Origin of the sequence: Polaromonas sp. AER18D-145 (genome assembly GCF_002379095.1) — a bacterium.
Taxonomy (GTDB): Bacteria; Pseudomonadota; Gammaproteobacteria; order Burkholderiales; family Burkholderiaceae_C; genus Polaromonas.
The window spans coordinates 43,503-65,674 of record NZ_NBZV01000026.1; the positions used below are offsets into that span (position 1 = coordinate 43,503).

23 protein-coding genes and 1 pseudogene are annotated in these 22,172 nt (G+C 65.2%); 13 read left to right on the plus strand and 11 right to left on the minus strand.

Annotated features, from left to right (window positions below; genetic code table 11):
* Window positions 1-51 precede the first annotated feature (51 nt).
* Window positions 52-333, plus strand: coding sequence for a DUF3567 domain-containing protein (locus tag B7G52_RS13905; protein ID WP_096698151.1), 282 nt, complete (start codon window positions 52-54; stop codon window positions 331-333).
* A gap of 84 nt (window positions 334-417) precedes the next feature.
* On the opposite strand, the gene B7G52_RS13910 is transcribed toward B7G52_RS13905, so the two are convergent.
* On the minus strand, window positions 418-1,476 hold the full coding sequence (locus tag B7G52_RS13910; RefSeq protein ID WP_096698152.1) for an AbrB family transcriptional regulator: 1,059 nt from the start codon (window positions 1,474-1,476) through the stop codon (window positions 418-420).
* 107 nt (window positions 1,477-1,583) lie between these two features.
* On the opposite strand from B7G52_RS13910, the gene B7G52_RS13915 reads away from it, so the two are divergent.
* The gene (locus B7G52_RS13915) at window positions 1,584-2,474 is read left to right on the plus strand and encodes a ChaN family lipoprotein (protein ID WP_096698153.1); all 891 of its coding nucleotides are present in this window, start codon (window positions 1,584-1,586) and stop codon (window positions 2,472-2,474) included.
* Window positions 2,475-2,496: 22 nt separating this feature from the next.
* Here B7G52_RS13915 and B7G52_RS13920 read toward each other — a convergent pair whose 3' ends face one another.
* Window positions 2,497-3,837: an aminotransferase class III-fold pyridoxal phosphate-dependent enzyme gene (locus B7G52_RS13920; protein ID WP_096698154.1), complete on the minus strand. Its 1,341-nt coding sequence runs from the start codon at window positions 3,835-3,837 to the stop codon at window positions 2,497-2,499.
* Window positions 3,838-3,965: 128 nt separating this feature from the next.
* Between B7G52_RS13920 and purU the strand changes: the two genes are divergently transcribed.
* The 5 genes from purU (at window position 3,966) to B7G52_RS13945 (ending at window position 8,626) form a co-directional block, all read left to right on the plus strand.
* Window positions 3,966-4,838: a formyltetrahydrofolate deformylase gene (purU, locus tag B7G52_RS13925; protein WP_096669256.1), complete on the plus strand. Its 873-nt coding sequence runs from the start codon at window positions 3,966-3,968 to the stop codon at window positions 4,836-4,838.
* A 145-nt stretch (window positions 4,839-4,983) separates the two neighbouring features.
* Window positions 4,984-5,868, plus strand: a complete 885-nt coding sequence (locus tag B7G52_RS13930) for a LysR substrate-binding domain-containing protein (RefSeq protein WP_096698155.1) — start codon at window positions 4,984-4,986, stop codon at window positions 5,866-5,868.
* A 187-nt stretch (window positions 5,869-6,055) separates the two neighbouring features.
* A complete protein-coding gene (locus B7G52_RS13935; protein ID WP_096698156.1) occupies window positions 6,056-7,558 on the plus strand; it encodes an FAD-linked oxidase C-terminal domain-containing protein in 1,503 nt (500 codons plus the stop codon).
* Window positions 7,559-7,560: 2 nt separating this feature from the next.
* Window positions 7,561-7,914 carry a CidA/LrgA family protein gene (locus tag B7G52_RS13940; RefSeq protein ID WP_096698157.1) on the plus strand — a complete coding sequence of 118 codons (354 nt, stop codon included), beginning with the start codon at window positions 7,561-7,563 and terminating at the stop codon, window positions 7,912-7,914.
* Window positions 7,898-8,626, plus strand: a complete 729-nt coding sequence (locus tag B7G52_RS13945) for an LrgB family protein (RefSeq protein WP_096698158.1) — start codon at window positions 7,898-7,900, stop codon at window positions 8,624-8,626. The genes B7G52_RS13940 and B7G52_RS13945 overlap by 17 nt, the downstream gene beginning before the upstream one ends.
* Before the next feature lie 118 nt (window positions 8,627-8,744).
* Here the strand turns inward: B7G52_RS13945 and B7G52_RS13950 are convergent.
* A pseudogene (locus tag B7G52_RS13950) lies at window positions 8,745-10,586 on the minus strand (carboxyl transferase domain-containing protein); the annotation flags it as partial.
* 57 nt (window positions 10,587-10,643) lie between these two features.
* Window positions 10,644-11,183 carry a polymer-forming cytoskeletal protein gene (locus B7G52_RS13955; RefSeq protein ID WP_096698160.1) on the minus strand — a complete coding sequence of 180 codons (540 nt, stop codon included), beginning with the start codon at window positions 11,181-11,183 and terminating at the stop codon, window positions 10,644-10,646.
* Window positions 11,184-11,324: 141 nt separating this feature from the next.
* Here B7G52_RS13955 and B7G52_RS13960 point away from each other — a divergent pair, with 141 nt between their 5' ends.
* Both B7G52_RS13960 and B7G52_RS13965 read left to right on the plus strand, forming a co-directional pair.
* Entirely contained in the window at window positions 11,325-11,636 is a 312-nt protein-coding gene (locus B7G52_RS13960) for a hypothetical protein (RefSeq protein ID WP_096698161.1), read from the plus strand.
* 66 nt (window positions 11,637-11,702) lie between these two features.
* On the plus strand, window positions 11,703-12,152 hold the full coding sequence (locus B7G52_RS13965; protein WP_096698162.1) for a hypothetical protein: 450 nt from the start codon (window positions 11,703-11,705) through the stop codon (window positions 12,150-12,152).
* Window positions 12,153-12,181: 29 nt separating this feature from the next.
* Here B7G52_RS13965 and B7G52_RS13970 read toward each other — a convergent pair whose 3' ends face one another.
* The 7 genes from B7G52_RS13970 to B7G52_RS14000 all read right to left on the minus strand — a co-directional run bounded on the left by B7G52_RS13970 (window position 12,182) and on the right by B7G52_RS14000 (window position 18,954).
* A complete protein-coding gene (locus B7G52_RS13970) occupies window positions 12,182-13,021 on the minus strand; it encodes a hypothetical protein (RefSeq protein ID WP_141397468.1) in 840 nt (279 codons plus the stop codon).
* Between the two features lie 9 nt (window positions 13,022-13,030).
* Entirely contained in the window at window positions 13,031-13,861 is an 831-nt protein-coding gene (locus B7G52_RS13975) for a YaiO family outer membrane beta-barrel protein (protein ID WP_096698164.1), read from the minus strand.
* Window positions 13,862-13,937: 76 nt separating this feature from the next.
* Window positions 13,938-14,924 (minus strand): hypothetical protein, encoded by a 987-nt coding sequence (locus B7G52_RS13980; RefSeq protein ID WP_240523455.1) that lies wholly within the window; start codon window positions 14,922-14,924, stop codon window positions 13,938-13,940.
* Window positions 14,921-15,973 (minus strand): polymer-forming cytoskeletal protein, encoded by a 1,053-nt coding sequence (locus B7G52_RS13985; RefSeq protein WP_096698165.1) that lies wholly within the window; start codon window positions 15,971-15,973, stop codon window positions 14,921-14,923. Before B7G52_RS13985 ends, B7G52_RS13980 begins: the two co-directional genes overlap by 4 nt.
* Entirely contained in the window at window positions 15,973-17,406 is a 1,434-nt protein-coding gene (locus B7G52_RS13990; RefSeq protein ID WP_240523456.1) for a glycosyltransferase family 2 protein, read from the minus strand. Before B7G52_RS13990 ends, B7G52_RS13985 begins: the two co-directional genes overlap by 1 nt.
* Window positions 17,407-17,444: 38 nt before the next feature.
* Complete coding sequence (gene wecB / locus B7G52_RS13995; protein ID WP_096698166.1) at window positions 17,445-18,560, minus strand: non-hydrolyzing UDP-N-acetylglucosamine 2-epimerase; 1,116 nt, start codon at window positions 18,558-18,560, stop codon at window positions 17,445-17,447.
* A 100-nt stretch (window positions 18,561-18,660) separates the two neighbouring features.
* Entirely contained in the window at window positions 18,661-18,954 is a 294-nt protein-coding gene (locus B7G52_RS14000; protein WP_096698167.1) for a hypothetical protein, read from the minus strand.
* A 369-nt stretch (window positions 18,955-19,323) separates the two neighbouring features.
* On the opposite strand from B7G52_RS14000, the gene B7G52_RS14005 reads away from it, so the two are divergent.
* The 4 genes from B7G52_RS14005 to B7G52_RS14020 all read left to right on the plus strand — a co-directional run bounded on the left by B7G52_RS14005 (window position 19,324) and on the right by B7G52_RS14020 (window position 22,084).
* Complete coding sequence (locus B7G52_RS14005; protein ID WP_096698168.1) at window positions 19,324-19,767, plus strand: response regulator; 444 nt, start codon at window positions 19,324-19,326, stop codon at window positions 19,765-19,767.
* A 153-nt stretch (window positions 19,768-19,920) separates the two neighbouring features.
* Window positions 19,921-20,637 (plus strand): Crp/Fnr family transcriptional regulator, encoded by a 717-nt coding sequence (locus B7G52_RS14010; protein WP_096698169.1) that lies wholly within the window; start codon window positions 19,921-19,923, stop codon window positions 20,635-20,637.
* 147 nt (window positions 20,638-20,784) lie between these two features.
* Entirely contained in the window at window positions 20,785-21,477 is a 693-nt protein-coding gene (locus B7G52_RS14015) for a Crp/Fnr family transcriptional regulator (RefSeq protein WP_096698170.1), read from the plus strand.
* Between the two features lie 289 nt (window positions 21,478-21,766).
* Window positions 21,767-22,084, plus strand: a complete 318-nt coding sequence (locus B7G52_RS14020; RefSeq protein ID WP_096698171.1) for a hypothetical protein — start codon at window positions 21,767-21,769, stop codon at window positions 22,082-22,084.
* The last annotated feature ends 88 nt before the right edge of the window (window positions 22,085-22,172 follow it).

Genomic DNA, 22,172 nt, shown 5'->3' on the forward strand with positions numbered 1-22,172 from the left:
CTTGAACTCCGCCCGGCCGTTGATATATAGGTACAAGAAGGAAACCACACCATGCAAATGCTCTACGACTCCGAATCCTTTGCGGTGGTACAGATTCATGCCAATGCCCCGGAGGCGTCTGCGCCCGCCCCGGCCGTGCCCCAGTTGGCCCGCAACGGCTTTGAAATTGTCGACAAACGCTCCGGCAAGGAGGTCTACCTGGACGGCTCCTGGGCCGAACTGTTCCAGCAGCGCCTGAACGTCTGGCAGAAAAACACGCCGACGCAGGAAGAAGTCGAGGACATGCTCGAAAGTTATGCCGAACTGGCGCACACGCCGGTGGGCCTGCACTGAAGCGACCTGAGGGGCCATGCCCCGCTTGTCGTGGTGCGGCATGCCCGCACAACGCCGGCAAATGCCAGCCGTGAAGGCGCGGACTCAGTCCGCCGGATAAAGCCAGCGGTACAGCGGCGCCACCAGAATGAGCACGGCCACGAGCCGGCACACCTGAAACGCCGTAACCACCGGCACCCCGAGCTGCAGCACCTTGGCGGTGATGGCCATTTCGGCAATGCCGCCCGGTGAGGTCCCCAGAATCAGCGTGGCCAGCGGCAAGCCGGTGGTCCACGCCAGCAGCGCGGCGAAGCCGCTGCACAGCACCAGCATGCCCAGGGTGCCCAGCACCACCGACGCCATCCAGCGCGGCGCGGCGTGCAGGAAGGTCGGGGAAAACCGCACGCCCAGCCCCACGGCAATCAGCAGTTGCGCGGCGTTGGTCAGCCAGGGCGGAATACCCGACAGATGCAGGCTGGCCATGGTCAGGCCCATGGTCACCAGCAGCGGCCCCATGAACCACGGGTTGGCCCGGCCCAGGCGCAGCATCAGCCAGGCGCCGGCGGCGGTGGCCAGGCCCAGCGCGGCCAGGCCCGGCGCGTTCACCGCACGCAGCACCGGCGGGTTCAGGTCCAGGCCATGCAGCCCGCTGAATTGCATCGCAAACGGAATGGTCACCGTAACCAGCAACAGGCGCAGGCTGTGCGAGGCGGCCACCAGGTCGGTGCGTGCATGGGCACGTTCGGCCAGCAGGGTCATCTCGGAAGCGCCGCCTATGGCACCCGCGAAATAACTGGTGGCACGCATCGCCGGCGCCGGCACACCGGGCATGCGCGGTGCGTTGACACGGTGCAACCAGCCGCCAAAGGCCAGGCCCAGCCCCAGCGCCCAGACAATCGCCAGCGCGATGGCCCACCACAGGCTGCCCACCAGCGCGGTCACCTGCGGCGTGAAGTACAGGCCCAGCGCCGTGCCGATCACCCACTGGCCGGTGTTGTTCAGCGGCCGCCAGCTGGCGGTCGGCAGGCCAGCGATCGAGGTGCAGGCCGTGGCCAGCAGCGGGCCAATCATCCACGGCAGAGGGGTGCCGATCCAGACGCAGAGCCAGGCGCCGGCCAGCGCCAGCAGCAGGGTGAAAACAACATGAAACGGCTTGAGACGCATCCGGGGCAAAAAAAAGGGTGAGAGGCAAGAGGGGAGAGGGAAGAAGTGCGGGGCATCGGCCGGCAGACAGCCGCCGGTTTCCAGATGGGGCTAGTATCGCCCTGAGCATGGCCATCAACACCACCCCACCCTCCCTTCAGAACACACGCCGGCGCATTGCCGTCCTGGTCCCGCTGCTGCTCGTACTGCTGGCCGCCTGCGCCAGGGTGCCCGAGCCCCGGCTGTTTCCGCATGCGCCCAATGACATCACCGCACGCACCGAGGCCCTGCTGCCTGCCGACGTGATCCTGCTCGGCGAACAGCACGATGCGCCCGAACACCAGGACATTCAGCGTCAGGTCATCGAGTACCTGGCGGTGCGCGGCCGGCTGGCCGCCGTGGCGCTGGAGATGGCCGAAGCCGGCACCAGCACCGCGGCCCTGAAATCGAACAGCACCCAGCTGCAGGTGCAGGCCGCCCTGGGCTGGAACAACAAGAGCTGGCCCTGGGCCGCGTACGGTCCGGCGGTGATGGCTGCCGTCAAGGCCGGTGTGCCGGTGCTGGGGGCCAACCTGCCGGCGGCGCAGATGCGCGAAGCCATGGCCGACGGCCGGCTGGACCAACCCCTGCCCGGCCCGGCGCTCAAGGCCCAGCAGCAACTGATACGCATCGGCCACTGCGGGTTGTTGCCGGAGGACCGCATCTCCCCGATGACACGCATCCAGATCGCGCGCGACATCCGCATGGCGAACACGCTGCAGCAGGCAGCCTTGCCCGGAAAAACAGTGGTGTTGCTGGCCGGCAGCGGCCATGTCAACCGCATGCTGGGCGTGCCCCAGCACCTGCCGCCCGGCCTCCATGCCAAGGCCGTACAGCTACGCGCCGGTCCGGCCACAAGCGCGCCGGATGCGCGCCGGGAGGCCGAAAGCAGGCCGGCGTTTGATGCCGTCTGGCCGACACCGGCCATACCGGCGCAGGACTACTGCGAAACGCTGAAAGACAAATTCGGCGGGAAGTAGCCCCGGGGCCACGGTCAGGCGCTCAGGCGTTCTTCTTGATGGAGTCCGCCACCACACTGACGATGCGCTCGATGTGCTCTTTTTCCACGATGTAGGGCGGGCAGATCACGATGTTGTCGGCCGCCGGGCGCACCAGCACGCCGTGTTTGAAGCAGTCCATGAAGATGTCGTAAGCGCGTTTGCCCGGTGCACCGGCGATGGACGCCAGTTCCACCGCACCGGCCAGGCCGAGGCTGCGGATGCCGACCACATTGGGCAGGCCCTTGAAACCGCTGTGCATGGCATCGCCGAGCACGGTGCCCATCTGTCCGGCGCGTTCAAACAGCTTTTCTTCCTTGAACAGGCCCAGCGTGGCGATCGCCGCGGCGCAGGCCACCGGGTGGCCCGAGTAGGTATAGCCGTGGAAAAACTCCACCGCATGGGCCGGGCTGTCGGCATTGGCGTCCATCATGGTGTTGTAGATGCGGTCGGAGCAGATCACGCCGCCCAGCGGGATCACGCCGTTGGTCACGCATTTGGCGAAGTTCAGCATGTCGGGCACCACGCCGTAATAGTCGGCGCCGAAGTTGGTGCCCATGCGGCCGAAGCCGGTGATGACCTCGTCAAAAATCAGCAGGATGCCGTGTTTGTCGCAGATCTCGCGCAGGCGCTTGAGGTAACCCTTGGGCGGCAGGTACCAGCCGGCGCTGCCGGCCACCGGCTCGACGATCACGGCCGCGATGTTGCTGGCATCGTGCAGCGGCAAAATGCGCTGCTCGAGTTCCAGCAGAATATCCTCTTCCCACACCGGTTCGGCGCCGTGAATGTAAGCGTGTTTGACCGGATCGTGGATGAAACGCATGTGGTCCACGCGCGGCAGGAAGGCCGAGCCGTAGACCTTGCGGTTGGCCGGAATGCCGCCCACGCTCATGCCGCCGAAACCGACGCCGTGGTAGCCCTTTTCACGGCCGATGAAGACATTGCGGTGGCCCTCGCCGCGCGCGCGGTGGTAGGCCAGCGCCACCTTGAGCGAGGTGTCGGCCGCTTCCGAGCCGGAATTGCAGAACAGCACCTGGTTCAGGTCGCCGGGTGCCATGCCGGCAATCAGGTCGGCGGCCTTGAAGGCCTGGTCGTTGCTGGCCTGGAAGGCGGTCGCGTAGTCCAGCGTGTCGAGCTGCTTCTTGATGGCTTCGTTGATCGGCTTGCGGTTATGGCCGGCGCCCACGCACCACAGGCTGGAAATGCCGTCGAGCACCTGCTTGCCGTCGTGCGTCGTGAAAAACATGCCATCGGCTTTCACAAAAACCCGCGGGTCCTTCTTGAAGCTGCGGTTCGGTGTGAAGGGCAACCACTGGTGGTCCATGTTGAAGTCTTGATAGGCCATGGCGAAATCTCCTGCTAAAAAAAGGGGCAGCCGGGTTTTGGCGGTAGGTCATGCATTCTGGCACTCCCGGCGACAATGTGCTTCCGGCAAGCACCTGGCGGCCGGCCACCTGCGACAATTCATCCCCCATGAGTCCTACTTATATCCTCACCCTGTCCTGCCCCGACCGCCCGGGCATTGTTCATGCGGTTTCCGGTTTTTTGTTCGAACGCGGCGGCAACATCCTGGAAGCGGCGCAGTTCAGCGACGACAAGCGCGACGACCCGGCGGCCGACGCCACCGGCCTGTTTTTCATGCGTGTCAGTTTTGCCTGTGATCAACTCTCCTATGAAAATCTCAAGGAACAGGTCGGCACGCTGGGGGTGCTGTTCGACATGCGCTGGGGCCTGCACCAGACCGCCGAGCCCATGCGCACGGTGCTCATGGTCAGCAAGGAAGGGCATTGCCTGAACGACCTGCTGTTTCGCTGGAAGTCGGGGCTGCTGCCGCTGGACATCCGCGCCATCGTCTCCAACCACCGCGATTTTTACCAGCTGGCGGCCAGCTACAACGTGCCCTTCCACCACATTCCGGTCACGGCCGCGACCAAGGACAAGGCTGAAAAGAAGCAGTACGACATCATCGAGGCCGAAGGCGCCGAACTGGTGGTGCTGGCGCGTTACATGCAGATACTGAGCAACGACCTGTGCAAAAAGCTGGCCGGCCGGGCCATCAACATCCACCACTCGTTTCTGCCCAGCTTCAAGGGCGCCAAGCCTTATTACCAGGCCCACGCCCGCGGCGTGAAACTGATAGGCGCGACCGCGCACTACGTGACGGCCGACCTCGACGAAGGCCCGATCATCGAGCAGGATGTGGCCCGGGCCGACCACAGCAAGACCGTGGAAGCCCTGACCGCCATGGGCCGGGACACCGAAAGCCAGGTGCTGGCGCGTGCCGTGCTCTGGCACAGCGAACACCGCGTGCTGCTCAATGGCCACAAAACCGTGATCTTCAAGTGACTGCCTCCATAAATCCGATCGCCGGGCGCATGGCTGCGTTGCGCGGTGCTCGGAATCCTCATGCACCGAAGTGCATTCCGGTGTCCTGCGCTCCGTGCGCCTTGCCCTGCATCCCGGTGCTCGAATTTCTGGAAGCAGTCTAGGAATGGGGACAGCCAGCCGGATTCCTCCCATCCAATGCCTGCTCACCTTTGAGACGCTGGCGCGGCTGCGCAGCGTCACGCAGGCGGCCGAGGAACTCAACGTCACCCCCAGCGCGGTGAGCCACCGCGTCAAGCAGCTCGAACAGATCATCGGCACCAAGCTGTTCGGCCGGGCCGACTTTTCACTGACCACCGAAGGCAGCGAATACCTGGCGCATGTGCGCGAAGGCCTGGCGACGCTGCAGAAGTTCCCGGGCACGGCCGGCCAGAGCGGCAGCCCCGGCAAGCGCAAGCTGCGCCTGGCGGTCACCCCCACCTTTGCCCGCTCCATCCTGATCCCGCGCCTGCGCCAGTTCACCGATGCCTACCCCGAGATCGACCTGACGCTGCAGGTGTCCATCCCCCTGCTCGACGTGGTGGCCGAGGACGCCGACCTGATCGTGCGTTTCGGCACCGGCCGTTATGCCGACGTCGAACACGTCTGCCTGATGAAGGACGAAGTCACGCCGCTGGCGTCGCCGGCCTATGTGCGAGAGCACGGGCCTTTTGAAGCTCCCGAGGATCTGGACGGGGAAGCGCTGCTGCGCTCGCCGCTGGAGCCCTGGCGCACCTGGTTTGCGGCACACAGCCTGGACTGGGCCGAGCCGGTCGATGGCTCGCAGTTCAATGACATCGGCCTGATGTGCGACGCCGCCGCCGCCGGCATGGGTGTGGCACTGGTGCGCCTCAAGCTGGGCGCACCATGGCTGGAACACGGCTCCCTGGTGCGTTTGTACGAGCGCAATGTGCCCAGCCCGCACGCCCACTACCTGTGCTGGCGCACCGGCATGATGGACCGCTGGGAGTGTGCCGCCTTTGCCGACTGGCTGAAAAAATCGGTCGCGTAGCCGTCTCGCCCGCTTCTTGATGCATTTTATGGCTCCAGCCCTTGAAAGGTGGGCGCAAACAGCTGCAAAATTGATAGCATTTCGGTTTTCACACAAGACCGCCATTTTCTTCACGCCGGCCGCGCGCGCTTTGCATTAAAGTGCTTTCATCCCGGCGCCAAGCCGTGTTTCATCCTGAAGGCCGCCCATGAATGCTCCTCTTGACTCCCGGCAGCAGCAGCTGCTGAAACGCTCCGAACGCCAGGCCCAGGTCGTCGCGGCTCTGCAGGCCGTGCTTCCGGCCCATGCGCTGCTCTGGAACAGCGAAGACACCACGCCTTATGAATGCGACGGCCTGACCGCCTACCGCGAGCGGCCGCTGGTGGTCGCCCTGCCCGAAACCTATGACCAGGTGCAAGCCGTGCTGAAAACCTGCCACGCGCTGGAAGTACCCGTGGTGGCTCGCGGCGCCGGCACTGGCCTGTCCGGCGGCGCCATGCCGCACAAGCTGGGCGTGACCCTGTCGCTGGCCAAGTTCAACAAGATCCTGAAGATGGACGCGGCCAGCCGCACGGCCGTGGTCCAGGGCGGTGTGCGCAACCTCGCCATCAGCGAAGCCGCCGCCCCGCTGGGCCTGTATTACGCGCCCGACCCGTCCAGCCAGATCGCCTGCACCATAGGCGGCAACGTGGCTGAAAACTCGGGCGGTGTGCATTGCCTCAAGTACGGCCTGACCCTGCACAACGTGCTCAAGGTCAAGGGCTTCACGATTGAAGGCGAAGTGGTGGAGTTCGGCAGCGACGCGCTGGACTGCGCCGGCTACGACCTGCTGTCGGTGGTCATCGGCAGCGAAGGCATGCTGGCCGTCACCACCGAGGTCACCGTCAAGCTCGTGCCCAGGCCGGTGCTGGCGCGCTGCATCATGGCCAGCTTCGACGACCTGCGCAAGGCCGGTGACGCGGTGGCGGCCGTGATTGCTGCCGGCATCATTCCGGCCGGGCTGGAGATGATGGACAAACCCATGACTGCGGCGGTCGAGGACTTCGTGCACGCCGGTTACGATTTGACGGCCGAGGCGATTTTGCTGTGCGAAAGCGACGGCACGCCGGAAGAGGTCGAGGAAGAAATCGGCCGCATGAGCGCCGTGTTGCGCAACCACGGCGCCACGGCGATTGCGGTCAGCCAGAACGAGGCCGAACGCCTGCGCTTCTGGAGCGGGCGCAAGAACGCCTTTCCGGCCAGCGGCCGCATCAGCCCCGACTACATGTGCATGGACTCGACGATTCCGCGCAAGCGCCTGGCCGACATCCTGCTGGCCATCCAGCAGATGGAGATCAAGTACGGTCTGCGCTGTGCCAATGTGTTCCACGCCGGCGACGGCAACCTGCACCCGCTGATTTTGTTCGACGCCAACGACGCCGACCAGTTGCACCGCTGCGAGCTGTTCGGCGCCGACATCCTGGAAACCAGTGTGGCCATGGGCGGCACGGTGACCGGCGAACACGGCGTCGGCGTGGAAAAACTCAACTCCATGTGTGTGCAGTTCTCGGCCGCGGAAAACGAGCAGATGTTCGGCGTCAAGCGCGCGTTTGACCCGTTGGGCCTGCTCAACCCCGGCAAGGTGATCCCGACGCTGCAGCGCTGCGCCGAGTACGGAAAAATGCTGGTGCGCGGCGGCAAGATGTCGCATCCCGACCTCCCGCGGTTCTAGCCATGCAAGGTCTGCGCGGCCTGGCCTGGTTGCTGCTGCTGCAGTCCATCGGCGAGCTGCTCTCGCGCGGCCTGTCCCTGCCCTTTCCCGGCCCGGTCATCGGCATGCTGCTGCTGCTGCTCGCGCTGCGCTGGCCGGTGGTGCGCGAGCCGGTGGCGGCCTGCGCCGACTTTCTGCTGGCGCACCTGTCGCTGCTGTTTGTGCCGGTCGGTGTCGGTGTCATGACCCATCTGAGCCTGGTCAGCCAATACGGCGGCCGCATGTTGCTGGTGATTGTTCTGTCGACGCTGATCGGACTGGCCGTGACGGTGCTGACCCTGCATGTCCTGTGGCGCAAACATGCCGAAATTCGTTGAGCTCTGGGTCTACCTTTCCGCCACGCCGCTGTTCGGCCTGACGGCCACGCTGGTGGTGTACGTCGTGGCCCAGGCGGTCTACGCCCGCCTGCAGCAGGCACCCTGGGCCAACCCGGTGCTCTGGACCGTGCTGGTGATTGCCGCGGTGCTGCTGGCCACCGGCGTGTCCTACCCGACCTATTTCGCCGGCGCGCAGTTCGTCCACTTCCTGCTGGGTCCGGCCGTGGTGGCGCTGGCCTGGCCGCTGTGGCAGCGCCGCGCCGAGCTGCGGCTGCGCTGGGGCCACCTGTTGCTGGCCGCATTGGCCGGTGGTTTTGCCGCCAGCGGCTCGGCGCTGGCGCTGGGCTGGGCCGTCGGTTTGCCCCTGGAGGTGGTGCTGTCGCTGGCGCCCAAGTCCGTCACCGCGCCGGTGGCCATGGGCATTGCCGAAAAGATAGGCGGCATCCCGGCGCTGGCGGCCGTGTTTGCGGTCATCACCGGGCTGGTCGGCGCGCTGAGCGGCAAATACCTGTTTGATGCCTTCGGGATCCCGCTGGATGCGGCCGGCTGGACGGCGCGCGGCTTTGCGCTCGGCACCGCCTCGCATGGCATAGGCGCGGCCCGCGCGCTGCAGGTCAATGCCGACGCCGGGGCCTACGCCGGCCTGGCGCTGGGGCTGCAGGTGGTGCTGGCCTCGCTGCTGCTGCCCCTGTTGTTCCGCATTTTTTATTGATCTTTTCCAAATACACGACCGTGAATTGGACTGCTCTCACCCTCGCCCTCCGGGAGAGGGGCGGGGTGAGGGATTGAGCGTTCCGACTGTCTCGAGTTTTGAAACGCTCAATAAGCGTTCACCAGGTATCGATGGCCAGTGCGCCATCCGCGGGCCGGATGGGCGACGACTGCAGGCCGCGCACCAGCCAGTCGCGCGTCTGCGCCGGGTCGATCACCGCGTCGATTTCCAGCGTGGTCGCCATGTTGAGCGCACTGCCCTTGTCATACTGCTGCGCCACCAGGGTCTCGTACAAGGCCTCGCGCTGCGGACCCGCGGGCTGCGCCTCCAGCTCCTTGCGGTAGCCGAGTTTCACCGCCCCTTCCAGCCCCATGGCCCCGAACTCGCCGGTGGGCCAGGCCACGTTGAAGGCCGGCGCATGAAAACTGCCGGCCGTCATGGCCATGGCGCCCAGGCCGTAACCCTTGCGCAGCACCACGCTGAAAAACGGCACGCGCAGATGCGCGGCGGCAATGAACAGGCGACTCACGTGGCGCACCTGCGCCTGCGCTTCGGTCTCCGGGCCGACCATGAAACCCGGGGTGTCCACCAGGCTGACCAGCGGCAGGCCATGCGCGTTGCACAGCTGCATGAAACGCGCGGCCTTGTCGGCCGCATCGGCATCGATGGCGCCACCCAGGTGCAGCGGGTTGTTGGCCAGAATGCCCACGGGCCGCCCCTCGATACGCGCCAGCGCGGTGTGAATGCCTTGCCCAAAGCCGGCGCGCAGCGCCAGCACGCTGCCGGCGTCGGCGATGCCGCCGATCGCCGCGCGCGTGTCATAAACGCGCAAGCGGTTCTCGGGCACCACTGCGCGCAGGGCCAGGGCATCCGGCGCAGCGAAGTCTGTGGTGGCACCCTGAAAAAAAGACAGATAGTGCCGAGCCGCCACCACCGCCTGGACTTCGTCGTCCACCAGCACGTCGATGACGCCGTTGCCGTGCTGCACGCCGGCCGGCCCGATCTGTTCGGGTTTGAACACGCCGAGGCCACCGCCCTCCACCATCGCCGGGCCGCCCATGCCGATGTTGCTGCCCCGGGCGGCAATGATCACGTCGCAGCAGCCCAGCAGCGCCGCATTGCCGGCAAAACAGCGGCCCGCCACAACGCCGATCACCGGTACCCGGCCATTGAGGCGGGCAAAACTCGCAAAGGTGCCGACATGCAGGCCGGCAACGATGGGCATGTCGGTGTCCCCGGGCCGGCCGCCACCGCCTTCGGCAAACAGCACCACCGGCAGCTTGTTCTGCAGCGCGATGCCCAGCATGCGGTCGGTTTTCTGATGGTTGCGCATGCCCTGTGTGCCGGCCAGCACGGTGGCGTCGTAGGCCATCACCACGGCCCGGCTCGCTTGCGGGCCAAACTGGGCGCCGTTGATGCTGCCGATGCCGGTGACCATGCCGTCGGCCGGGGTGTTCCTGACCAGGTCTTCTTCGCTGCGGCGGCTGCGCTGCGCCGCGACGGCCAGCGCGCCGTACTCCATGAAGGAGCCCGCGTCGCACAAGTCGGTGATGTTCTCGCGCGCAGTGCGCAAGCCCAAGGCGTGGCGCCGGGCCACCGCTTCGGGGCGGCTGGCGTCGTGCGTGGGCGCATGGCGATCCAGCGTGCGCTGCAGGTCGGCGCGCAAGCTGCCGGACGCGGGGGCTGATGCTTCGGTCGGCGCAGTGGCAGCAGGCTGCGCCACCGTCGCCCCCAAGGGCTCGATGCGCGCGAGCAGCGCGCCCGACTCCACCAGTTCGCCCGCGGCAAAAAACACGTCGCCGAGACGGCCGCCGATGGCCGCACGCACCTCGTGCTCCATCTTCATGGCTTCGAGAATCACCAGCAGGTCGCCGGCCTGCACGGCAGCGCCGGGCTCAACCTGCCATTGAACAACCTGGGCCTGAAGGGGAGAATGAACCGCGGACATCGGCGCATTTTGCGCCCGCCCGGCGCACCCCTGTCGTCAACTCGGCGACAGCGTGCGCGTCTGTAAAACTCAGGCGACTTGCAGGCCCGGCTTTCCAGCCAGTGCGGGTTTCGAATTGCCCACGGCGCCGAACAGGATCTCGCCAGCGAGTTGGCCACCCTCTTCAATCACCAGCTTGCCATAACGGATCTTGCCGGTGACCTTGCCGGTCGCATAAATCACCAGCTTCTGGCGCACCGTCAGGTTGCCGTCAAACGCGCCGTGGATCTCGGCGATATCGATCTCGGCCGAGCCCTTGAACTCGCCATGCTCGGAGATCTGCATCACGCGCGAGTCCATCGTGGCCTCCACCAGCCCTTCCACCACCAGGGTGTCGCAGTCGGTGATCTCGACGCCTTTGAGCTTGATGTTGGGACCCACGGTCAGCTTGCTGCCGCCGCCCTCGCGCGGGGCGGCAGACGGCGCGCTGGGCGCGGCCGCAGCGGGCGCGCTGTTCGACACATTCGTTGCAGCAGGAGTGTTCGCGTAAGGATTGGGGTTGGGGCTGCCATGACGCAGGCTGGAAGGTTCGTTGTCGCGCTTGCCAAAGAACGGTGATTGCAGTGCCATCTGGATTTCCTTGAAAAAGAACCGATGGTACGGAGAGCGTTTTGAAAAGTCTCCACTGCTAATGCAAGATGAGTAACGAAATGACCGGGTGCGCAGCGCCCGTGCGCGCCGGCGCCGGGTGCGAGCTTGTAGACTTGTGCCATGCACTACATGGTCAGGATTTTTCACAGCGAGGATGTCTCGGACGCCGAACGCGCCGGCGCGGCGCAGCGGTTTCGGACCGCGCTCGAGGCCTCTCTGGGCGATGCCAGCCTGGTGGCACCCGTCTACCGCGCCTACCTCCGGCTGTTGCAGATCCACGGGGAGCAGACCCGCCCCTGGGATCTGGCGCCGGCGGAACAGTTGCTGGCCGAGCAGTGGGAAGCAGCCGAGCTGGCGGCCACGCAAGCGGCTTTTGGCGCCGAACGCTACATGGGCGATGCCCACTTCGAGCTGGAGATCCAGGACCGCTGAGCACGCCAGACCGAAGCGCGCTTTGTACGGATAATTACACCAGTTGCCAAATAAGGGGGGAGGTTCGTGGAGTTTGCTGTCTTGCTCATGGCGGTGATCGTGCTGGGGCTGCTCGGCTGGGGGGTGTACCGCGTCATGAAACGCCGGGCCGCAGCTTCGCCGGCAGCCGCGGGGCAGGTGGAGCCACACAGCCGCCCGCTGGACGACAGCACCTACCGGGTCAGCTACGCGCCGCCCGAATTTGAGTGGAGCGGTACCACCACCGGCGCCCTGCCGGTGAAAATACTGACCTACAAACAGTACGAGTGCCTGGAAGATGCCCGCTACGGCTTCAGGATCGTCGGTCTGCCGCCCACCGAGCGCAAGCAGCCGCAACCCCACAAAACCCGCGCCCACGGCCTGAAAACCGTCGCTTCCCTGAAAAAACACGGATTCCTGGAAGATGACGGCGAAGGCGGCTACCTCATCACCGACCGCGGACTCAATGCGCTGGAGGTCTGCAGCGTCCGGTACTGAACCGCCCCGACCCGCCGTTCAGGCACAGGTCAGACCGTGGCGTCCCGCGGCGCGCTGCTGACCGCCCAGGAGTACAGGGCGACAAACACCAGTGCATCAAAGACGGCGCCCATGCAGATGTACAGCACCGGCATGAACAGCACCGACAGGTGCTGCATGATGAAAGCCTGCGCCAGCACCTTGTGGGGAATCATGATGGCGAAAAAACCCAGGATCAGCGCGGTGTGGAACAGCTTGATCGACAGGCTCTGGTTCAGGATGTAATACCCCATCGCCAGCATCACCGGAGTGGCCAGCATGACCACATAACCGATGGTCATGAGTTCTTCGCTGTGGCGTGCAATGCTGTAGGGAAAAGCGTCTGGCGAGAGCCAGAAATAGACCAGCGTGACAAGCTGTATGACGCCGACGATGCGCAAGGGATACTTGAGTGGAAGTTGCGCGTTTTTCATACGCAGCGACAAGGCCAGCCCCGCCAGCGTCACCACCGCGGTCACCAGCAGGATGGTACGGCTCGGCAACGGCCTGTCGTCCGGCCCGCTAGACAGCAGCATTGCGTATTGCCCGGCATCGTTGAGCTGGTTGGTCAGTGTGAAAGGCATGTCCAGCCCCGCGGACCAGAACAGGATGCAATCGCGCCAGAAATCAAACAGCAGCGGTTTTCCCACATACACCAGCGCGCACAGGATCAGCGGCAGGACAATCGCCTGCGCCAGCAACCAGGGCGTGACCTTCAGCGGTGTGATGGAGCGGTGCGGACGCACCAGAACCCGTTGGGCGCGGGCTTCCCGGGCAGCTGAAAAAGAGGCGTTGAAAAGACGCTCCTGCTCACGCGCAGGTTCCGACAGGGATGGGGTTCTGGAGCTCATGAGGTGCGATCAAAATTCGTGGAAAACGCCGACATTCACGCCACTGCGGCGGTACAGCGGGTTGCTGTAGCGGTTGGCGCCCACCAGCACGCCGGTGCGTGCATTGAACCAGTGGCGCCAAGTCAGGCTGGCTTCGCGGCTGTCAAAGTTGACCAGTTGCCGGTTGGCGGCAACGGCGAGATACCCTTCGCTGCCCCACCCGTAGCGCGCGGTCACCAGGTCCTGCTTGTTGCGTCCCCAGGTCAGCGCCACAAATTGCTGCTGCGTGTCCACCGAGCCCGGGTTGCTGCGGTTCAGCCGCACGCCACCTTCCACGATCCACGGCGCCTCGAAATAGTAGGCCGCGCCCAGCGACAGGCTGCGGTCGGTGTGGCCATCGGGCGCGTTGTAATACCCTGCCCCCACCGTGCCCACCAGATTGCGGCCGGGCAGAAATTTCCGGGAAATCGTTCCGTCCACACGGTAACGCGGCAAATAGAAAGCACCGTCGCCCACTCCCAGCGCCACCGAACCGAACCAGTCTTCATTGAAGGTGTAGGTGTCGCTGAGACCCAGAAACGTACCGTTTTCGCCAAACCGCTTGTGCGCGGACAACTCACCCTGCAAGACATGTTTGTCCACGCCATAGGCGCCCTTCAGGGTCACGTCGCGCCAATTGCCGAAGCCATTGCTGAGGTTTTGCACACCCGTGCTGAGCTCCAGACTGCGCAACGCTTCGCTGCCCCCCGGCAAAGCCGGAGCCGCAGCAGTATCCATGGGCGCGGGGGCGTCGGTCTGAGCCGTGGCCGGCATCGCAGCGGCCAGCATCACTGGCAGCGCAAGAAAAACAGGTTTAAACATCAAAACTCACTCCAAAAAAATAATCTGACATGGTGCTCGCAGGCCCGGCGAGACATCGCCGCGCCCGCCCCCCCGTTCATTTGCAGTTCGCATCCTTCGCCGCAGCCGTCACGCCCCGGCTCACCAGGATCTGGTAAGACGCTTCGTCGCTCACCGCCCAGCGCGACGAGTGGCGCAGCGGCGTGGACTCGCGCAGCCAGCAGGCGGCCGTGGCCTTGTCGTTCTGGCGCATGGCGAGCACCGCCAGCAGCCCCCACGGGTAGTCGGCCTTGCCCTGGATCAGCCACTCCGCGCGGTGGGCCGCCATCCAGTCGCGGTAATACTGGCGCGCGTTGCCCGGCACCAGCGGAAAATCGAACAGCAGCGGAAAGATCTGCGCCACATGGTCGGGGTAAAACGCCGGCTTCTGGGAGCGCTGCTCCAGCTGGGTAGATACCAGAAACCGCTTGTTGACCGGGTCCCAGAAAGTGTCATGAATGGCGCGCGCCAGCTTGTCGGACGCAGCCCTTTGCTGCGGCTGCTTTAGGTGCACCTTGAGCGACCAGACTTCCAGGTTGTCCATGAACAGGCCGTGCAGCACCACCGGCGAAACCATGTAGATGCCGCGCGACGGCTGGTACAGGTGCTCCAGCGCCACCTTGCTGGCCTGGTGGCTCTTGCTCCAGACCGGGTTGCTGGCCAGCTTGGCCGGCATGGTTTCCAGCAGCTTCATCCAGATCGCCAGCAAGGAGTCGTCGGCATCGGCCGTCTTGCAGGACACCCATTTTTTATCGGCGCCCCGGCAGAACCGGTCAAACGTGCCGTCCGGCTTTTGCCGAGGCACCAGCCAGTTGGCAAACTTTTCAGCCGGTACCGAGATATCCATGCCGTTTTCGTGCGCCAGCAACAAGGCCTGCATCGCGAAATAGGGATCCGCCGAATCACCGCCGTGCAAGACGGTGATGGCGCCGCTGTCGTCCGTGTAGCCGCCCAGCTCCAGTGGTGCAGCCGCACCGGCACATCCCGCCTGGGTCAGCAGCAACGCGCCCATCGCACAGACCGTCAACAGTTGTTTGAGCTTCATGCCTGTTTCACCATGCCGATCTCGCGCGCCCAGACAGTGCCGTGCACCACCACCCCGTCTTCCACGATGATGTTGCGGGCGGTGACGGTGGTCGGCGCGTCAGGCAGGCCCACCAGCGCGCTGGCCCCGATCAGGATGTCGCTCTCGGACACCACCGGCCCCCAGGCCCGGGCATCCTTGTAAACGTACACGCGCTTTTCGCAGGTCACGGCGCCCTGCACACTGGCGCGGTGGCCGATGCTCACCCCTTCGCGCGCCTTGATGTCGCCGATGATGGTGGTCGCCGCCCCAATGGTCAGAAAGCCCGTCACGACCAGCGATCCGCGGTAAATGCGGGCGGGCGGCAACGCGCAGTCGCCCCGGATCAGGTAAAGCAGGGGCGTTTGCTGAACCGCGCCCGGCAAGTCGGCATAACTGGCCGGCGTCTGCTCGGCACCGGCGGGCGGCAGCACATCGCTGACGCGCGAGCCAAATCGCAGGGCAGGCGCATGCAGGCGCTCAAACCAGGTCTCGTTCCCGAGCTCGATGGCGCTGCCAGCGGACACACGCCTGAGCGCCACACTGCGCGGACCCATGCGCAGCACGCCGTCGGCATGGGCCCAGTCATCGACGGTGCTGTGCTCACCGAGGGCGATGTCACCGGTGGCATACAGCGCCGGAAAGGCCGATTCGGCGCCGCCTTGCAGGCTTCCCTGCACGTAGACTGGCTGGGCACTGCGCACGGGTGACGGGCTGGCAATGCTGCTGCGGGCGATCAACCGCTTGTCCGCCTTGCGCCAGTCCAGCTCGGTGCCGGCAGCCGATGACGAATCGCCGACCAACTCGAAATCCTCATACCCGGTGGGCTCGCCCAGCCCCAGCCTGGCCGATACGTCGGCGTGCAGGCGCCGGGCAAAGTGGTCAATGTCGGTGGTGTAGTTGGCCGAAATCGGCAGGGCCGCAAAGTCCGTGGGTCGCAGCCATTCGCGAAACGCGGGCACAAACGGCAGCGTCAGCAGCAGCAGGCAAATCAGCACGAATGTGGCATAGGTGGTGTAGTTTTCAGTCATTATTCAGCAGCCTTGGTGCGGTAGCGGATGGTTTTGTCCCAGACCATCTCGCGTTTGAAAATTCGGTCGAGCAGCAGGCTCCAGACGGCGCCCGAAATGGCGAACAGGCTGACCAGGAAACCCAGCATGTTGAAAGGCAGCAGCCTCAGCCGCCGCCGGTTGCCATCAATCAGCACCGCCACCACAATTTCAAAAAATGCGGCGAAGTTGCCCAGCGTTCCATAAATCATCAGCGCAAAAATGGGAATCAGCGACGACAGCAGGGAACCCGCATTGAGGAAATACAGTCCCAGCGCCAGGCACCAGCCGGCCAGCATGACCAGAGGAATGACAAATACAAACAGCAGCAGCAAACCGTCAAAGCGCTGGCCCGGTGTCAGATATGGGCTGGTGGCGAACTTCCACCAATACCGCGTCATCACCTGGTTGTGGCCCTTGGCCCAGCGCGTCACCTGCTTGATGCGCACGCTCCACTCTTCAGGCACTTCTTCATAACATTCCGAGCGGTTGGTGTACACCGTCTTCCAGCCATTGAGCATGAGCCGGAACGTGATATCGGTGTCCTCGGCCAGCGTGTCGTCATGCCAGCCGCCCACCGCCTCGACCGCCGACAGGCGCACGCCACCGACCGTGCCACCGTACTGCGGCAGCAGGTTCAGGTTCATGCGCGCCTGCTGGTCCACCTGGTAGCCGCCCGAGCGCTCCAGGTCCAGCATGCGGGTCAGCAGGTTGGCGCCGCTGTTGACGGGCACCACACGTCCCATCACAGCGCCGATTTCCGGGTCAAAAAACGGCGCCACCAGCTGCTTGAGCAGGCCGCGGCCGGGCACGTAGTCAGCGTCAAAAATAATGGCAATGTCGCCCTCGGCAAAATGCAGGGCGTCTTTCAGGGCCGCCGACTTGCCAGCCTTGCCGGTGCTGCGGTGAAACGGTGAAATGCGCGAGGGGAAGCGCGCCACATAACTGTCGATGATCTCGCCCGTGCCGTCCTTCGACCGGTCATTGACGGGAATGATCTTGAGCCGGTCCGCCGGATAGTCGGTATTGAGAAGCGCCTCGATGCAGCCGGCGATGACTTTTTCCTCGTTGTGCGCAGCAATGAAGACGGTGATCATGGGCCAGCGCGCCACGGCAATGTCGATGTAGGGATGGCGCTGCACGCCGGTCAGCCGGTTGATCGTGAACATGAAGTGGCGCACACCGTAAATCATCATGGCCACCACGATCAGGAAAAGCAGCGAGGCCATGACGGCGGCGACCGGGTAGTCCTTGAACGAAGGAATCAGCGCACCGGTCGCCTGGGCTTGCGCCAGGGCCGGCCCCGCCCCCATGAAGGCGGTGGCCACGAGGGCGAGCCCGACACGGCGCCGGTTCGGCCGCCAGGTGGCGTGAACAGGGCTTTCGGCGGAAAGGCCGCAAGAGGAAGGCAGCATGGGCATGGCTCCAGTCAGTCCAGTGAGAAGGGGTTCGGTCAGGCCAGTGCGGGGACGGTTGCGGTCGCCTCCACCAGGCTGCGCTTGAGCACAGCCACAATCTGCGCGGAGGCCGTGCCGTCGCCAAACGGATTGCCGGCCTGCGCCATCCGCGTGTAGGCCCGGGTATCCTGTGAAAGCCGGGTGACTTCGGCGACGATCGCGCTGCGTGTCGCGCCGATCAGCAAGGCGCAGCCCGCTTCAATCGCTTCGGGCCGCTCGGTTTCATCGCGCAGCACCAGCACGGGCACGCCAAAGGTCGGGGCTTCTTCCTGCAGGCCGCCGGAGTCGGTCAGCGCCATCCACGCATCGGCCAGCGCCTGCTGCATGCCGGTGTAGTCCAGCGGCGCCGTCAGGGTCACGTTGGCGATGTCGCCCAGCAAGGCGTTGACAGGGCCCTGGATCACGGGATTGAGGTGGACCGGAAACAGCACCTGCAGGTCAGGCTGCTGGCGCGCAATGTCCGCAATGGCGTGGCAGATTTCTTCCACGTCCTTGCCCCAGTTTTCACGCCGGTGCACGGTCACCAGCAAGTGGCCGCGGCCCGTGCTCGTGCGCTTGACGCCGCGGTGGGCACAGGTCCATTGCTGGGCATCAATCACGGTGTTGCCCGTGAGGTGAATGAACTCGTCGGCAATGCCCTCGGTCTGCAGGGCCACCATCGCGCGCTGTGTGGGCGCGAAGTGAAACCGCGTCAGGCGGCTGATCATCTGCCGCAAGCCCTCTTCGGGAAACGGCCGTGCCAGGTTGTAGGTGCGCAGCCCGGCCTCCACATGCGCCAGCGGTACGCGGTTGTAGAAGGCCGCCAGCGCGCCCTGAAAAGCGCTCTCGGTGTCGCCCTGGACGATCACCAGCGACCAGTCTTGACCGGTCACCACCGCGTCGAGCTGCTGCCGGCAGCCCATGCTGAAATCCAGCAGGCTGTTCCCGCCCCGCTCCAGCGAGATGTCGGGCGTCACATCGAAACATTCGAAAATCTGGCTCGCCATGTCGCCATGCTGGCCCGTATGCAACCACTGCACGCGTGCCCAGTTCGTCGCACGCAGCGCGTGGTAGACCGGCGCCAGCTTGATGATTTCAGGGCGCGTGCCCGAGACGATGAGAATGTTTTGCATGGAGGCTTTCCTGAAAAGGGGAGGAACGGCTGCGAGCCCGCACATACATGTGCAGGGGCCGAAGAAAGGAGTCGGGGTGCGCGGGCGTTTCGCCGCCGGATCAGGCCAGCCGCACGCTCGCGCCATGGCCCGTCATGACGCCGGGGGTCGACAAGTCAACAATCACGACCAGGTCGCCACCGAAACGTCCCACGCCGAGTTCGTGCATGAGTTGCTGCTCCTGCGCGGCCGAGCCCATGCGCAAAAAACACAGGGCCTGCCGCTTGCCGGCCTGACTGGCCGCCAGGATGTCCAGCCGGGCGACGGAGCCATAACGGGAGCACAGCGAGTGAAGGGCCGGCCGCAGCGTGCCGATGTCGGGAAAGTTCTTTAGCTGGTCGAATTCGTTATGCATGGTATTGAAATTGGGTGTTAGGGTTGAAATCAGGAATGAGGGGTCTTCTGTGTAATGAGTAATGACTTGAGTTCTTAGTCACTATAAAAAGCACTTAGAGCTGGGCGCCTGAGAGAAAGCCGTTCCTGGCTGTAGGACGCTGCCCCAGTTCCGCTGTTCGCTGTCGCACACAAGCCCCGCCAAAACAACCCCTGCTTTCGCCAGCGGCACCAGGGCGCCAAAGGAGCAGGGGCAAGCGCACGCTGGCTGCGCCGTCCTACAAGCCCGCGCGCTGGCGGACGATTTTTTTTTCAACGCACCGGCGCCTCATGGAAGAAGCCGCTTCGTTCACCGCCTGGCAAGCGGTCCACCACCTACCGGACAACCGCCATGGCACTCATCACCTACCTCGCCGAAGACAACCAGATCATTCGGGACAACCTGATCGACACCCTGGAGGAGATCGCCCATGTCAAGGTCGTGGCGCACGCGGTCACCCAGGCCGAGGCCAGCCGCTGGCTGACGCTGCATGACGGCACCTGGCACCTGGCCATCGTGGACCTTTTCCTCAAGGAGGGCAGCGGGCTGGGTGTGCTGGCCGGCTGCCGCCACCGCGAGCCCTACCAGAAGGTGGTGGTGCTGACCAACTACGCCACGCCCGAAATCCGCCGGCGTGCGGCCGAACTCGGCGCCGACGCGGTGTTTGACAAGACAACCGAGCTGGACGCGCTGTTTGCCTACTGCGCGGAACAAACGGCCCACATCCTCACGGACGATGTGCAGGAGGCGCAGCGGGACGCCGTCGCGCAGCACGACCAGGCCACGCCCACCTGAGGAAAACGGCGTTCGCTCCGCCGGGCAGGCCGTTCATCGGTTTGTACGATAGCGTACATACAACGCGGGTTGAACGGCCTAAACTGGAGAGCTGTCTCGAGACCTCTGCCAGAGGCGACCCTCGAAGCCAGATACCGCTTCGGAGCTTTGTTGATGGCCGTTTCCCCCGATCCCCGAAAAAACGAGTTGCTCGCGGCCTTGCCAGACGCCGATTTCCAGCGCTGGTTGCCGCAACTCGAATGGGTCGACATGCCGCTGGGCCAGGTGGTTTATGAATCGGGCAGCACCCTGAGCCATGTCTACTTTCCCACCACGGCCATCGTCTCGCTGCTGTACGTGATGGAAAACGGCGCCTCGGCGGAAATCGCCGTGGTCGGCAACGAGGGCGTGGTCGGCATCTCGCTGTTCATGGGCGGCGAATCGACGCCCAGCCGCGGCGTGGTGCAAAGCGCCGGCCAGGGCTTCCGGCTTGCGGCGCAGGTCATCAAGGAAGAATTCAAGCGTGCGCCGGTGTTGCACCTGCTGCTGCGCTACACCCAGGCGCTGATCACGCAGATGGCGCAAACGGCGGTGTGCAACCGCCACCACTCGCTGGACCAGCAGCTGTGCCGCTGGTTGCTGCTGAGCCTGGACCGGCTGCAGGGCAACGAGCTGGTGATGACACAGGAGCTGATCGCCAACATGCTGGGCGTGCGCCGCGAAGGCGTGACCGAAGGTGCACTCAAGCTGCAAAACCTCGGCCTGATCCGTTATTCGCGCGGCCGCATCACGGTGCTGGACCGGCCCGGTCTGGAAAAACGCACCTGCGAGTGTTATGCCGTGGTCAAGAAGGAATACGACCGCCTGCTGCCCGACACGCCGACGGCCTGACCCGGCTCCCTTCTCCGTGCGCTGACCCCGCGCAGGGGTTAGATAGATTAGATAGCGCATACTGGGACACCGACTGGAACTGCATCTGACAGTGGCGCGGCCTTGTACTTGCCCCCGTGAAGGGGCCGCAACCCACCGGAGAGCCGCTTGTCCACTGTCGAAAACCACCTCCTTGAACGTCTTCCGCGCCGGGACCGCGAGCGCCTGCTGGCCGTTTGCGAGCCCGTCGAGCTGGCGCTGTCCGAGGTCCTGTGCGAGCCCGGCCAGCCAGTCCGCCACGTGTACTTTCCCACCCAGGGCTTTATCTCGCTGGTCACACCGGTGGACGGCAGCCCGGGCGTGGAGGTGGGCATGATAGGGCGCGAAGGCATGCTGGGGGCGCAACTGGCGCTGGGTGTCGCCACTGCGCCCTGGCGCGCGCTGGTGCAGGGCGCCGGTGGCGCGTGGCGCATCGGCACGGTCGCCTTCAAGCGCGAGCTGGCGCGCAGCCCGGCGCTGCAGCGCGGCCTGAACCGCTACCTGTACGTGCTGATGGCACAGCACGCCGCGTCTGCCGGCTGCCTGCGTTTTCACCTGACCGGCCAGCGCCTGGCGCGCTGGCTGCTGATGAGCCAGGACCGCGCCCATTCCGACAGCTTTCATGTCACACACGAGTTTCTCGCCTACATGCTGGGCATGCGCCGCGTCGGCATCACCGCCGCCGCCAGCGCCCTGCAAAAGGGCGGCCTGATCGAGTACCGCCGCGGCGAACTCACCGTGCTGGACCGCCAGGGGCTGGAAGCCGCCGCCTGCAGCTGTTACGCCGCCGACCGCCGGACCTACGCCGACTTGCTGGGGTAGACACCCCCCGCCGAACGCCTGCCGTTCGAGCTGAGCCTGTCGAAGCTCGAGGCAACGGAACTCACTGAACAGCTTGTGGCCAGGACCGCCGCGCAGCCGGACCACCGCACGGCCAGCCCGTGCGTGCGCTAGCGAACCGACGCTAGAAAAAAAATCATTTACAACCAGCAGCATCGGTACACAAACTGCCTGCCATGGCCGCTACGCTCCAACTCCGTTCCCAAGAGGTCGCCCAATGACGTCTCCCTCTTTTTCCCGCGCGCCAGGGCAGCCCGCCGGCGCGCACGGCATGGACCCTGCACCCCCGCACGCTGCGGCACCGCGCCAGAACGGGCTAGCCACCCACGCTGAGCCAGCCTCCCTCCATGCGCCGTACGACGCGCACCTGTCCATCGAGGTCGAGGACTGGGATGCCCTGTTTGAGGCGGTAAAAACCACGCTGCGGCGCATTGTGGGCGATCGGCTCGGAGAACTGCCCGAGGTGCCCGTCCATTCGGCCGCGCTGTCGGCCAGCCTGGTGCAGGCCGTCGTGCTCGACTGTGTCAATTCGCTGGACCGTCTGCACGCCGCGCTGAAGCAGGACCGCAGCCAACGTCCGACACCCTGACGGGCGCTTTGCGAAGCCCGGGCCGGCCCTGCTTCTGTTAGCGTGGTCACCATGCCCCCGAACCTGCCCCCCGGCCCCACGCCGGACC